General features: G+C 62.6%; 15 protein-coding genes and 1 other RNA gene. 10 read left to right on the top strand and 6 right to left on the bottom strand.

Annotated features, from left to right (window positions below; genetic code table 11):
* Positions 1 to 148 precede the first annotated feature (148 nt).
* The gene (locus NK214_RS01475; RefSeq protein ID WP_253313615.1) at positions 149 to 427 is read left to right on the top strand and encodes a hypothetical protein; all 279 of its coding nucleotides are present in this window, start codon (positions 149 to 151) and stop codon (positions 425 to 427) included.
* 64 nt (positions 428 to 491) lie between these two features.
* Here the strand turns inward: NK214_RS01475 and NK214_RS01470 are convergent, their stop codons facing one another.
* Both NK214_RS01470 and argE read right to left on the bottom strand, forming a co-directional pair.
* On the bottom strand, positions 492 to 1,880 hold the full coding sequence (locus NK214_RS01470; protein ID WP_227103392.1) for a sodium-dependent transporter: 1,389 nt from the start codon (positions 1,878 to 1,880) through the stop codon (positions 492 to 494).
* Between the two features lie 186 nt (positions 1,881 to 2,066).
* The gene (gene argE / locus NK214_RS01465; protein ID WP_253313614.1) at positions 2,067 to 3,239 is read right to left on the bottom strand and encodes an acetylornithine deacetylase; all 1,173 of its coding nucleotides are present in this window, start codon (positions 3,237 to 3,239) and stop codon (positions 2,067 to 2,069) included.
* 158 nt (positions 3,240 to 3,397) lie between these two features.
* On the opposite strand from argE, the gene ffs reads away from it, so the two are divergent.
* Positions 3,398 to 3,496: signal recognition particle sRNA small type (ffs, locus tag NK214_RS01460), an RNA gene on the top strand.
* Between the two features lie 272 nt (positions 3,497 to 3,768).
* Complete coding sequence (locus NK214_RS01455; RefSeq protein ID WP_107798825.1) at positions 3,769 to 4,092, top strand: DNA-binding transcriptional regulator; 324 nt, start codon at positions 3,769 to 3,771, stop codon at positions 4,090 to 4,092.
* 125 nt (positions 4,093 to 4,217) lie between these two features.
* Here the strand turns inward: NK214_RS01455 and NK214_RS01450 are convergent, their stop codons facing one another.
* On the bottom strand, positions 4,218 to 4,667 hold the full coding sequence (locus tag NK214_RS01450) for a universal stress protein (protein ID WP_107798824.1): 450 nt from the start codon (positions 4,665 to 4,667) through the stop codon (positions 4,218 to 4,220).
* 117 nt (positions 4,668 to 4,784) lie between these two features.
* On the opposite strand from NK214_RS01450, the gene NK214_RS01445 reads away from it, so the two are divergent.
* The 4 genes from NK214_RS01445 to xerC all read left to right on the top strand — a co-directional run bounded on the left by NK214_RS01445 (position 4,785) and on the right by xerC (position 7,454).
* Positions 4,785 to 5,222: a thioesterase family protein gene (locus tag NK214_RS01445; RefSeq protein ID WP_107798823.1), complete on the top strand. Its 438-nt coding sequence runs from the start codon at positions 4,785 to 4,787 to the stop codon at positions 5,220 to 5,222.
* Between the two features lie 12 nt (positions 5,223 to 5,234).
* Positions 5,235 to 5,648, top strand: coding sequence for a hypothetical protein (locus tag NK214_RS01440; protein ID WP_107798822.1), 414 nt, complete (start codon positions 5,235 to 5,237; stop codon positions 5,646 to 5,648).
* Positions 5,649 to 5,713: 65 nt separating this feature from the next.
* Positions 5,714 to 6,568 carry a MoxR family ATPase gene (locus NK214_RS01435; RefSeq protein ID WP_107798821.1) on the top strand — a complete coding sequence of 285 codons (855 nt, stop codon included), beginning with the start codon at positions 5,714 to 5,716 and terminating at the stop codon, positions 6,566 to 6,568.
* A gap of 1 nt (position 6,569) precedes the next feature.
* A complete protein-coding gene (gene xerC / locus NK214_RS01430) occupies positions 6,570 to 7,454 on the top strand; it encodes a tyrosine recombinase XerC (RefSeq protein WP_227103399.1) in 885 nt (294 codons plus the stop codon).
* A 39-nt stretch (positions 7,455 to 7,493) separates the two neighbouring features.
* Here xerC and NK214_RS01425 read toward each other — a convergent pair whose 3' ends face one another.
* The 3 genes from NK214_RS01425 to orn all read right to left on the bottom strand — a co-directional run bounded on the left by NK214_RS01425 (position 7,494) and on the right by orn (position 10,428).
* Complete coding sequence (locus NK214_RS01425) at positions 7,494 to 7,982, bottom strand: CinA family protein (RefSeq protein ID WP_371926179.1); 489 nt, start codon at positions 7,980 to 7,982, stop codon at positions 7,494 to 7,496.
* A 22-nt stretch (positions 7,983 to 8,004) separates the two neighbouring features.
* Positions 8,005 to 9,654: a glucose-6-phosphate isomerase gene (pgi, locus tag NK214_RS01420; protein ID WP_107798818.1), complete on the bottom strand. Its 1,650-nt coding sequence runs from the start codon at positions 9,652 to 9,654 to the stop codon at positions 8,005 to 8,007.
* 228 nt (positions 9,655 to 9,882) lie between these two features.
* Positions 9,883 to 10,428 (bottom strand): oligoribonuclease, encoded by a 546-nt coding sequence (gene orn, locus NK214_RS01415; protein WP_107798817.1) that lies wholly within the window; start codon positions 10,426 to 10,428, stop codon positions 9,883 to 9,885.
* Positions 10,429 to 10,509: 81 nt separating this feature from the next.
* Between orn and NK214_RS01410 the strand changes: the two genes are divergently transcribed.
* From NK214_RS01410 to rsgA, 3 genes are read left to right on the top strand one after another with little or no spacing between them, the layout of a single operon-like run.
* The gene (locus NK214_RS01410; RefSeq protein WP_227103403.1) at positions 10,510 to 11,754 is read left to right on the top strand and encodes a M48 family metallopeptidase; all 1,245 of its coding nucleotides are present in this window, start codon (positions 10,510 to 10,512) and stop codon (positions 11,752 to 11,754) included.
* Between the two features lies 1 nt (position 11,755).
* On the top strand, positions 11,756 to 12,082 hold the full coding sequence (locus tag NK214_RS01405; protein ID WP_048415508.1) for a 4a-hydroxytetrahydrobiopterin dehydratase: 327 nt from the start codon (positions 11,756 to 11,758) through the stop codon (positions 12,080 to 12,082).
* Positions 12,079 to 12,954, top strand: a complete 876-nt coding sequence (gene rsgA, locus NK214_RS01400) for a ribosome small subunit-dependent GTPase A (protein ID WP_227103405.1) — start codon at positions 12,079 to 12,081, stop codon at positions 12,952 to 12,954. The genes NK214_RS01405 and rsgA overlap by 4 nt, the downstream gene beginning before the upstream one ends.
* The last annotated feature ends 61 nt before the right edge of the window (positions 12,955 to 13,015 follow it).

Here is a 13,015-nt window from a genome sequence, read left to right as displayed (position 1 = left end):
AAAAACCGGATGGCCACAGTCTAACATGGAGAGCCGTTCTCCGGGCTCTCATCCACCGTCGCCGCGTTTTGACAGTGCGTCGCCCGGCCATTACCCTGACATCAGCCACCCAAGCATTTCCTTGCGGCAGCCACAGGAGCATGACTCAATGAAAAAAGGCATCTTGCTGTTCTGGCCCTCCTTCATCATCGCCATTCTGGCGACAGGGGTGTTCTTCTCCATTTTCGATCCGGCCGAGCTCAGTCTGCACGGCAAAATCCTGTTCAACGACAAGCTATCGGCCTACTCGGTGTTTTTCCTGGTCAGCTGGGCTTTCGGCGCGCTCAACACCAGCATTGTGCTGCTGTTGGAAAAAAACGCCCGCGAACTGAACGGCTTCACCCCGCCGCCGGTGGTGATCCCGGAAGACGACGCCGCCCAGCCCTAAACCCCTGCCGGCCGGCATGAAAAAAGGAGCCTCGCGGCTCCTTTTTCTGTTTGACGGCACGGGCTCAAATCACGCCCAGGCCCTTCAGCATCACCACCAGGATCAACAGCGGCGACACATAGCGCAGCACGAAGAACAGCGCTTTCAACAAGCCCTCGTTCTTCAGGGCGCCCTGATTGCTCAGCGCCTGCTTCAGCTGTTCGAAGCCCCACACCCAGCCAACGAACAGGCAGAGGAAGATGCCGCCCAATGGCATCAGCAGGTTAGAGGTCACGAAGTCGAACAGATCGAACAAGGTCATGCCGAAGAGCTTGAAGCCGGACAGCGTGCTGTTGGACAAGGCGCAGCCCGCGCCCACCAAGGCCAGCAGCAGCAGGTTGATCACCGTGGCCTTGACGCGGCTGATGCCGAAGCGCTCGCTGAACACCGACACCGGCACTTCCAGAATGGACAGCATCGCGCCGGTGGCGGCGATCGCGGCCAGCACGAAGAAGGCCACCATGAACACATTGCCCAGCGGCATGCTGGCGAACACCGCCGGGATGGTGATGAAGAGCAGCGACGGGCCCGCCGCCGGCTCAAAGCCGAAAGCGAACACCGCGGGGAAAATAGCGATGCCTGCCAGCAGGGAAACGAACAGGTCCGCGCACATCACCCGGAAGGTGGTGACCGGGATGTTCTGATCATCGCGGAAATAGCTGCCGTAGGTAATCATGGTGCCCATGCCTATGGACAGCTTGAAGAAGGCCAGCCCCACCGCGGTCAGCACCACCGCGCCGCTGATCTTGGAAAAATCGGGGGTAAACAGGAAGTCCAGCCCTTTGGCCGCGCCGGGCAGCATCAGGCTGCGCGCGCCTATCACCAGCAACAGCAGGAACAGCAAGGGCATCAGCTTCTTGGTCACCGCCTCGATGCCTTTGGACACCCCCATCAGCAGAATACCGCCTATCAGCAGCAAGACCAGCCATTGCCACAGCAAGGATTGCACCGGATCGGAGATCAAGGCGCCAAACGCCTGCGAGGTCACCTTGGGATCGCTGGACAAGAGGCCGCCGCCCAAGGACTTGAACACATAGGCGAAGACCCAGGCCGCCACTTCGGAATAGAAAGCCATGATCAGGAAGGCGGCCAGCACGCCGAAAGCGCTGATCAGCCACCAGGGCTGACCGGCCGGCGCCAGCGTCTTCAGCGCCGTCACCGCGTCGCGTTTGGCTTTGCGGCCCAGCATGATCTCGGCGATCATCACCGGCAAACCCACCAGCAGCGTGGCCAGCACATACACCACCAAAAAACCGGCGCCGCCATTGGTGCCGGTCAGATAAGGAAACTTCCAGATATTGCCGAGGCCCACGGCGGAACCGAGAGTCGCCGCCAACACGCCAAAGCTGGAGGTGAAGCCGTCTCGCGACTTGGCCGCGCCTCCCTGCCGCACAGATCCCACGTTCTGACTCATTTATTTTTTCTTTCTGACTACCGCGGCGCCAACGCTCGCCGGCCCCTTGGGACCGGGCGTTGAACAGCTGCTCACGCCGCCATAAAACAAGCCCGCCTAAGGGATCCCCCCGGCGGGCAACTTGAGTGTTCGGCTTGTCGCCGGCAGCGATTTTGCGGCTATTCGGTCATCAGCGCAAAAAAATCTTCACGGTTTTTGCGTCAGCTCATCTCCCAGTCGCCGCAACCAGGCTGCGCACTGCTCCAGTTGATCGATGTCGATGTATTCGTCGGGCCGGTGCGCTTGTTCGATGTTGCCGGGCCCCAACACCACGCAAGCGATGCCGGCCTCGCTGAACAGGCCGGCCTCGGTGGTGTAGGCGACGCCCTTGCCGCCGTCGCAGCCGCACAAGCGCGCCACGGTGCGGCGCACCGCGCTGTCTTCCGACGATTCGAAGGCCGGGCTGTACACCACCCGTTCGATCTCGATCTGCGCCTCCGGCGCCACCTCGCGCATCTCCAGCAACAAGGTGGCGGCGTAGTCCCGGACGGAACTGACAAAACGCTCAGGCCCATCGCCCGGCAACCAGCGGCACTCGAACATGAATTCGCAATCCTTGGGCACGATATTGCAGGCGGTGCCGCCATGAATGGTGCCGGTCTGCAAGGTGGTGAACGGCACATCATATAAGGACTGACGATGGCCGAAGGACGCTTCGGCGTCGGCCAGCTTGCGGATATGGGTGATCAGCCGCGCGGCGAACTCGATGGCGTTGACGCCTTGCGGGGTGAGCGAGGAATGCGCGGCGCGGCCTCCCACCTTGCACAGGAAATGAGCGATGCCCTTGTGCGCGATCACCGGCTGCATGCTGGTGGGCTCGCCGACGATGCAGCCCGACACCTTGACCCCGTCCGCCGCCAGGCGGTCTATCAGCCGGCCCACGCCCAGGCAGCCGACTTCCTCGTCGTAAGACAGGGCGATGCCTATGCCCTGCCTTAACTCTCCGCGCGCGGCCAACTCCGCGAACCAGGGCGCCAGCGACAGCACGCAGGCGATGAAACCCTTCATATCGGCGGAGCCGCGGCCATACAAGCGCCCATCGCCCTTATCGGTCAGAACGAAGGGATCGCTGCTCCAGACCTGGCCGTCCACCGGTACCACGTCGCTATGTCCGGACAGCATCACCAGCGGCAGTTCCGGCGCGCCGATGCGGGCGAACAGATTGGCCTTGCTGCCCTCGTCGTTGAAGGTCAGCGTGGACTCCACGCCCAATTGCGACAGATAAGCGCGCGTCCACTCGATCAACTGCAGATTGGAATGCCGGCTGGTGGTGTCGAAGCGGATCAGTTCCGCCAACAGTTCTTGCGCCGATTGAACCATCACACACTCCCACGCTTGCCGCGGTATTAATATAGATGCCGCCCAGTCTGCCTGCGCGGCCGCGCTTCGGCAACCGACGCCGCGGCCGGCGTCGCGACAAAAACGCACGCCGAGCTTGGCAAAACGGCCGCTTGTCGTTAGAATGCGTCTTCTCTTGAGGCGGGTCTCCCCGCATTGCGCGATAGCGAACCTGGTCAGGTCCGGAAGGAAGCAGCCACAGTTATTTAGCGCAAGTGCCGGGGGTCAGGCTCGCCGCCCCTCCCCTTTTTTTTCAGTCTCAAATGCCAAAACGCTTTACAAAAAAGCGACCACACAGTATCTTTTTGCGTCTCGACCTGCAAATCCCATTGTCCTTGACAATAAGAATCCACTAACATTGCAAAAAACGAAGTCGACTCTTAACGGAACTTCATGAACTTTTTTGCATCAGAATTATTCCTGATGGATTTTTTTTGCTATTTTTAGGGTGCAGGGCACGAAACCTAAAAAATATTAGAACCAATATTCTTTGATACTGAGAGGAACACTCATGAAACTGTTTGAAAAGATCCCCAACCCGCGTGAGATCCGCCGCAAGCTCGGCCTGAACCAGCAAGAATTCTGGAGCCGCATCGGCGTGACCCAGTCCGGCGGCTCCCGCTACGAAAGCGGCCGCAACATGCCCAAGCCGGTGCGCGAACTGTTGCGCCTGGTTCACGTCGAGCAGATCGACCTGTCCAAGGTTCGCCGCGAAGACTTCGAAATCGTCGAGTATCTGAAGGAAACCCACCCGGACCTGTACAAGAGTCTGCGCAAAGCGGTTCGCACCAAGCTGGAAGCCCAGGACGGCAGCGTGGAAGCCACCGCCGGCTGATCCCCTTCCGCGAGGAAAGCCAGCCCGCAGCGATGCCGGCTGGCTTTATTTTTGCCCGCGTGATTGTCCGACAAGCAACGGCGCGCCTCACTCCGTCCATGCAAGGCGCCCGCCATGCCATCAGCCTAGTCCCCCGGGTTGCGCACCAGCAACACCGGCACGTCCGCCAGTTTAAGCACGCCCTCCGCCACGCTGCCCATCAGCAAATGCATTAAGCCGCTCCAGCCATGGGTACCCATCACTATCAAATCGGCGCCCCAGACGCCGGCGTCGTCCACCAGCACCGCGGCGATTTTGTCGCCCCAGCTTTCCAGGATCTTGCAATCCGCCGTCACGCCCAGCTCCTTGGCCTTGGCCCCGGCCTGGCCCAACACCTGCTCGCCCGCCTGCTTGATCGATTTCTGCAGCTCGGTCGCGTCCAGAAACTCGGTGCCGCCCCAGCCGAACTGGGCCAAATCCACCACATGCACCAACTTCAGGCTGGCGCCCACCTCCTTGGCCAGATGGCAAGCCTCGTGCAATGCCAGGTTGGAGGTTTCACTATCATCCACGGGTACGAATATGCGCTGATACATGACTCTGCTCCTTGTTGTATTTGCCTTACACTTGCAGTCTATCAAACCATGCCACTGCCCTGTTGACTCAGGTTAAGACAAACAACTCAGCCAAACCACTCGCCCAAAGCCCACATCATGCCCAGAATCCAGATTGTCCTGCCTGAGCGCTTCGCATTCGAAACCCGCGTCGACATCCGCATCGGAGACATCAACTACGCCGGCCACCTAGGCAACGACGCCGTACTGAGACTGGCTCAGGAAGCGCGGCTGCGCTTTTTACAAAGTCTAGGCTATCCGCACGAACTCAGCATCGAGGGCCTGGGCGTCGTGGTGGCGGACACCGCCATCCTCTATCGCGCGGAGGCCTTTCACGGCGAGGTGCTGCGCTTCGCGCTGGCCGTGGACGACGTCGGCGCGCGCGGTTTCGATCTGCTCTATCAGGCAAGCAATGACAAAACCGGGAAAGAAGTGGCAAGATTGAAGACAGGCCTAGTCTTCTTCGACTACGTCAGCCGCAAGCCTGCCGCCATGCCCCCAGCGTTTCTGGAGCGGCTAGGCGTCACATCAGAATAAAGGAAAGGCGTCATGAGAAAATACGCACTCAATAGCCCGGAAGCACTGGCGCGCCTGCTGGCCATGTTTATGATCACGGATGGCAATATGGACCCGCGCGAGCTGGAGCTGCTGGAGAAACTCCACGTCTACGACCTGATCGGCCTGCCGCGCAAGCAGTTCACCAAGGTGCTGGTGGATTACTGCGACGACGTCTCCGACGAAGCCAACGACGACGGCACCATTCATTTGCTGGACGCGGAGCGCATCAACGGCCTGCTGGCCGAGGTGAGCGACCACCGCAAACGCATCCTGGCCTGCGTGCTGGCCATGGACATCAGCAAGTCCGACGGCACCATCAGCGAGCCGGAAATGGCCTTGCTGAGCCATATGATGAAAAGCTGGGGCATTTCGCTGGACGATCTGGAACGCGAATTCGCCCGTTAACCCCTTTCCGCGCCAAAGCAGCCGTCCGCGCGGCTGCTTTGGCCATTTTGAAGCCTCCCCCGCCCATGACGAGCAATACCCGATTTTCCGGCACCGACAACTACATCGCCACCGAAGACCTGATGATGGCTGTGAACGCCGCCATCACGCTGGAGCGCCCGCTCCTGATCAAGGGCGAACCCGGCACCGGCAAGACCATGCTGGCCGAGGAAGTGGCCCGCAGCCTGGGCCGAGAGCTGATTGTCTGGCCGATCAAGTCCACCACCAAGGCGCAGCACGGCCTGTACGAATACGACGCGGTTTCGCGGCTGCGCGACTCGCAGCTGGGCGACGCCCGCGTGCACGACATCCGCAACTACATCGTCAAGGGCAAACTATGGCAGGCTTTCGACGCCGACGCCGCCCCGGTGCTGCTGATCGACGAAATCGACAAGGCCGACATCGAATTCCCCAACGATCTGCTGCGCGAACTGGACCAGATGGAGTTCTTCGTCCACGAAACCCAGGAGTTCGTGCGCGCCCGCCAGCGCCCCATCATCATCATCACCTCCAATAATGAAAAAGAGCTGCCGGACGCCTTCTTGCGCCGCTGCTTCTTCCATTACATCCGCTTCCCGGACCGGGACACCATGCAGGCCATCATCGACGCCCACTTCCCCGCCCTGCGCCAGCAACTGGTCAGCGAAGCGCTGGAGGTGTTCTTCTCCATACGCGAGCTGCCGGGCTTGAAGAAGAAACCCAGCACCTCGGAATTGCTGGACTGGCTGAAACTGCTGTCGGCGGAAAACATGGACGCCGCCGCGCTGAAGCAGCGCCATCAGGACAACGCCCCGCCGCCGCTGGCGGGCGCGCTGCTCAAGAGCGAACAGGATCTGCAATTGTTCGAGCGCCTGATGCAGATGGCCAGGCTGCGCCGCTGAAATGGACATCCTGGAGCGCTTCGCCGCCTCGCTGGCGCTGGCTGGCCGCAGCGGCCACACCGCCGCCGCCTACCTGCGCGATCTGGAACAACTGGCCGCCCTGCTGAGCCCCGCTCCGCTGGAGCGGGCCGAACACGCCCAGTTGCGCAGAATCCTGGCCAAGCTGCACGCGCAAGGCCTGCACAGCCGCAGCCTGGCGCGCAAGCTCTCCGCCTGGCGCCGCTTCTACCAATGGCTGTTGGACAACGGACAGCGCGGGGACGACCCCAGCCAGGGTCTGCGCGCGCCCAAACAGGACAAGCCGCTGCCCAAGGCCTTGCCGGTGGACAGCACCGCGGCCTTGCTGGACCGCATCGACGACGACGACGCGCTCTCCATACGCGACCGCGCGCTGTTCGAGCTGATGTATTCCTGCGGGCTGCGCCTGTCCGAAGCGGTGGGATTGAATCTGGAAGACCTGGACTTTTCCGACGATCTGCTGCGCATCCGCGGCAAGGGCGGCAAGGAACGCATTGCGCCGCTGGGCGCCGAGGCGCGCGCCTGCCTGCAGCGCTGGCTGGCGCAACGCCAGGCGGCGCAGGAGGAGCGCGCGGTCTTCATCGCCCGCCACGGCGGACGGCTGGGCGGACGGCAAGTGGAAAAACGCCTGCGTGACTGGGCGATCAAGACCGGCGCGCAACAACACGTGCATCCGCATATGCTGCGCCACTCCTTCGCCTCTCACCTGCTGCAATCATCCGGGGACTTGCGCGCGGTGCAAGAACTGCTGGGGCACGCCAATCTGTCCAGCACCCAGATCTACACCGCGCTGGACTTCCAGCACCTAGCCAAGGTCTACGACGGCGCGCACCCGCGCGCGCGCAAAAAACCGGACAACAAAGACTAAGAGCCTGTTCAAAGCCCGCCGCACTTCAGCAGGTGGACGCTAAGCGGCGCGGCTGCGCGCGGCCAACAGCTCGTCCAGACGCTGCAAGGCGCGGATCACGGTTTGCGCGCGCACCTGCGCGCGATCGCCGTCGAAGCGGCAGCTGAAAGCCTCGCTCCAGCCGTCAGGACCGGCGATGCCGAACCAGACCAGCCCCACCGGCTTGGCCGCCGTGCCGCCGCCGGGGCCGGCGACGCCGGACACCGCCACGCTCCAATCCGCGCCGGACAACGTCTGCGCGCCGGCGGCCATCTGCCTCACCACCGCCTCGCTGACCGCGCCGTGCTCGCGCAAGGTGCCGTCCTCCACCCGCAGCAGACGCTGCTTGGCCTCATTGCTGTAAGTGACCACGCCGTAGCCGAACCAGGCGGAACTGCCGGCGATGTCGGTCAGCGCCGCGGCGATCATGCCGCCGGTGCAGGATTCGGCGGCGGCGACGCTCTCGCCCGCCGCCAACAAACGCTCGCCCAGACGGCGAGCCAATTCCAGACTTTCTTGCATGGCCATCCTCTCAGCCTCGCCGCGCTTTGAAATGGCGGATCAAGCCGTTGGTGGAGCTGTCGTGCGCCAGCGCGTCGTCGCCGGCGGCCAGCTCCGGCAGAATGCGGCGCGCCAGTTGCTTGCCGTACTCCACCCCCCATTGATCGAAGGAGTTGATACCCCAGATCACGCCCTGCACGAACACCTTGTGCTCGTACAGCGCCAGCAGCATGCCCACGCTGCGCGGACTCACCTCGTCCAGCGCCAGGGTGTTGGACGGCTGATTGCCCGGGAAGAGCTTCTGCGGCAACAACATGTCCAGCTGCTCGCCCGGCAAATGCGCCAGCTCCCGCATCGCCTCGGCCTCGCTCTTGCCGCGCATCAAGGCTTCGGTCTGGGCCAGGCAGTTGGCCACCAGCACCTGGTGCTGGTCCGCTACCGGATAATGACTGCGCATCGGGATGATGAAGTCGCAAGGCACCAGTCGCGTGCCCTGATGCAGCAGCTGGAAAAAGGCGTGCTGGCTATTGGCCCCCTCTTCGCCCCAGATCACCGGGCCGGTGTCGAAATCCAGCGCTTCGCCGTAACGGCCGACGCGCTTGCCGTTGGACTCCATGTCCAATTGCTGCACATGGGCCGGCAAACGCCGCAAGCCGTGGTCGTAAGGCATGATGGCGTGGGTATGGGCGCGGTAGAAGGTGTTGTACCAGACGCCGATCAGCGCCAGCAGCACCGGCATATTGGCGGCGAAGGGCGCGCTGAAGAAATGCCGGTCCATCGCGTGACCGCCGGCCAGGAATTCCTGGAAGCGGTCGAAGCCTATCGACAGCATCACCGGCAGGCCGATGGCCGACCACGTGGAGTAGCGGCCGCCCACCCAGTCCCAAAAGCCGAACATATGCGCCGGATCGATGCCGAAAGCCTGCACCGCCGGCTGATTGGTGGACACCGCGACGAAATGACGCGCGATATCGGCCTCGCTCCCCGCCTGCAAAAACCACTGCCGCGCCGCCTGGGCGTTCAGCAGCGTCTCCGGCGTGGTGAAGGATTTGGACGCGATGATGAACAGGGTTTCGGCGGGGTCCAGCCGCTGCAGCGTGCGCGCGACGTGCGCGCCGTCCACATTGGAGACGAAATGCACGTCCAGCTCCGGCGACGCGTACGCGGCCAGCGCCTCTTTCACCATCAGCGGCCCCAGATCGGAACCGCCTATGCCCAGATTGACCACGTGACGGATGCGCCGGCCGCTGAAGCCTTTCCACTCGCCGCCGCGCACCTGTTCGCTGAAAGCGCGCATCCGCGCGAGCACCGCCTGCACCTCGGCCACCAGCTCGCAGCCGTCCAGCAGCAGGCTCTCGCCGGCCGGCAGCCGCAAGGCGGTGTGCAGCACCGCGCGGTCCTCGCTGACGTTGATGCGCTCGCCACCGCGCATTTTCTCCATCCAGCCGGCCAGATCGGCCTCGCGCGCCAATTCGAACAACAGCTCCAGCGTGCGTTCGGTGATGCGGTTCTTGGAGTAGTCCAGCAACAGGCCGTCCAGCTCCAGCGAAAAGCGCTGGAAACGCTGCGGATCGGCGTCGAACAACTCGCGCATATGCATGTGCCGGGTTGCGCGCTGATGCTGATGCAGCCGGGCCCAGACCCGGGTGGAATTAATGTCGGAACTGCGTTGCGAAGCCATATGGATTGCCGCTGGAATAAGTGTTCGCCAATAAAAAGGAGCAGGCTCCGCTGCGGAGCCGCTCCTGTGGGACAGTACCCCGCTTAAAACGTGTCTACGATCTCGCGAGCTAGAGCGGGACAAGGCGTTGCAGCTGAGAAAGCGGAATGTACTCGTGGCACATGCGCATTTCGAAGCGGCACTCGCCGTGCCACGTTTCACTACGCGCGGCGGATCGTAAACAGGTTCTTAGAGCTTGAGGAAATGCTCACGGTAGTAACGCAACTCCTCGATGGACTCCAGGATGTCCGCCAGCGCCTCGTGCTTGCCGCGTTTGACCACGCCGCGCGCCACCTCCGGCTTCCAACGCTTGCACAACTCTTTCAGCGTAGACACATCCAGGTTGCGATAGTGGAAATACTCTTCCAGCTTGGGCATCCAGCGCACCATGAAACGACGATCCTGGTGGATGGTGTTGCCGCACATCGGCGTGATCCGCGGCGGCACGTGCAGAGCCATGAAATCCAGCAGGATTTGCTCGGCCTCGGCTTCGCCCAGCGTGGAGGCCTTGACCTTTTCGATCAGGCCGCTCTTGCCGTGGGTGTTCTTGTTCCAGTCGTCCATGCCGTCCAACACCTCGTCGGGCTGGTGGATCACCAACACCGGCGATTCCGCCACCACGTTCAGCTGGCTGTCGGTCACGATCATCGCCACTTCGATGATGCGGTCGGTCTCTGGATTCAGGCCCGTCATTTCCATGTCGAGCCAGATGAGGTTCATTTGATCTTGTGTCATACTTGCCAATCTTTGCAAAACCCTTCTATTTTCCTTCATTGCCGCGCTGGCGGCAAACCTGACAGCAGATAACGGACTCCGATGACCGAGGCATTCAGCTCTCTCTTCCTGGCCGCGCTGGCGGCCACACTCGCGCTAAAACTCTGGCTGGGCTGGCGCCACGCCCGCCACATCGCCCGCCACCGCGCGGAAGTGCCCGCCGCTTTTCGCGACGCCATCGCCTTGCAACAACATCAATTGGCCGCCGATTATTGCATCGCCAAGACCCGTTTCGGCCTGTTTTCCGCCGTGCTGGACAGCCTGGTGATCCTGGCGCTGACCTTTGGCGGCGTGCTGCAATGGCTGGCGGGCGCCGTGGCCGCCGCAGGCGTCTCGCCGCTGCCGTCCGGCCTGCTGCTGATCGTGGGCGTGGCGGCGCTGACCGGCTGCGTCAGCTTTCCGCTCAGCCTGTACTCCACCTTCGGCATCGAGGCCCGCTTCGGCTTCAACAAGACCACGCCCAGGCTGTTCATCATCGACCAGATCAAGGGCCTGCTGCTGGGCGCCGTCATCGGCTTGCCGCTGGTGGCGCTGGTGCTGTGGCTGATGGACATTTCCGGCCCGCTGTGGTGGCTGTGGGTCTGGCTGGTCTGGACCGGCTTCCAGCTGCTGATGGTGGCGATCTACCCGACGCTGATCGCGCCGCTGTTCAATAAATTCACCCCGCTGGAAGACCTGGAGCTCAAGGCGCGCATCGAAGCGCTGCTGCGACGCGCCGGCTTCCAGAGCCAGGGCGTGTTCGTGATGGACGGCTCCCGCCGCTCCAGCCACGGCAACGCCTACTTCACCGGCTTTGGCGCCGGCAAGCGCATCGTGTTCTTCGACACCTTGCTGGGGCAATTGGACCATCAGGAAATCGAAGCGGTGCTGGCTCACGAGCTGGGCCATTTCAAGCGCCGCCACATCGTCAAGCGCATCGCGCTGGCCTTCGCGCTGTCGCTGGGCTTCCTCTTCTTGCTGGGGCAGCTGCTGGACGCGCCCTGGTTCTACGCCGGCCTGGGCGTTTCCACGCCCAGCACCGCGATGGCGCTGATCCTGTTCTTCACTGCGGTGCCGGCCTTCACCTTTCCGTTCACCCCGCTGTCCAGCAGCCTGTCGCGCCGCCATGAATACGAGGCCGACGACTTCGCCGCCAGCGAAACCGACGCGGGCAAACTGGTGTCCGCCCTGGTCAAACTTTATCGCGACAACGCGTCCACGCTGACGCCGGACCCGCTGCATTCCGCTTTTTACGACTCGCACCCGCCCGCCGCGCTGCGCATCAACCATCTACAAGGAAACCGCTGACATGAACCTGCTCGAACTGTCCTGCGAAGCCCAACACGGCGCCAGCCCGCTGGCCGCCAGCACCGTCAACCAATTGATGGGTTCCCTGCCCGGCTGGAACATCCGCGGCATCGAACTGACCAAGACCTTTCCCTTCGCCAACTTCCACGACACCATGGCCTTCGTCAACGCGCTGGCCTGGATCGCCCACCGCGAAGACCACCACCCGGACCTGTCGGTGCATTACAACCGCGTCGTCGTCAACTTCAGCACCCACGACGCCGGCGGCCTGACCCTGAACGACTTCATCTGCGCCGCCAAGACCGAAGCGCTGCTGGCCCGCCCATGACAGGTCAGACCGGACAAATCATCCGCAGCCACGGCCGCCGCTTCATCGTTGAATCCGACGGCCAGGTTTACGATTGCACCACCCGCGGCAAACGCGTCGATTTCGCCTGCGGCGACTGGGTGGACATCCTGGTGCAGAACAAGGAACAGGCCGTCATCGAGCGCTCGCAAGAGCGACGCAGCCTGCTCTACCGCCAGGACGACTGGAAAACCAAGGTCATCGCCGCCAATGTGACCCGCATCCTGTTCGTGATCGCCGCCGTGCCCAGCCCCAACGAAGAACTGCTGGGCCGCTGCCTGATCGCCGCGGAAGCCGGCGACATCGATCCCGTCATCGTGGTCAACAAGGCCGACCTGCCGGAAACCGAGGGCTTGCTGCGCAAGTTGGAGCTGTACCGCCAACTGGGCTACCAAGTGGTCACCCTGTCCGCCAAGCAGGACGTCGCGCCGCTGCTGCCCTTGCTGCAAGGCCAGACCAGCGTCTTCGTCGGCCAGTCCGGCATGGGCAAGTCCACGCTGACCAATGCGCTGCTGCCGGACGCCAACGCCCGCATCGGCGACATTTCCACCGCGCTGGACTCCGGCCGCCACACCACGACTCACGCCACGCTTTACCATCTGAACGCGGACAGTCATCTGATCGATTCCCCCGGCCTGCAGGAGTTTGGCCTCAAGCATTTGAAGGCCGCCGAACTAACCCGCTACTTCCCGGAAATACGCCCGTTGATTGGTCAATGCCGCTTCCACAATTGTTCGCACCGCGTGGAACCGAACTGTGCCATCATGACCGCATGTGAATCGGGCGCCATCGCCAAGTCCCGGCTCTCTTTGCTGCAACGTCTAACGGATGAACTTTCACCGTCCAAGCCGTGACGAAGGGTGTGCGTACTTTCCATTCACATACGCGGGTAATTCACTTATCCTAAAAAACTGA

It is taken from the genome of Chromobacterium sp. S0633, from assembly GCF_024158805.1.
In the GTDB taxonomy this organism is placed as follows: domain Bacteria; phylum Pseudomonadota; class Gammaproteobacteria; order Burkholderiales; family Chromobacteriaceae; genus Chromobacterium.
This window is presented reverse-complemented; position numbering and strand designations above follow the sequence as displayed.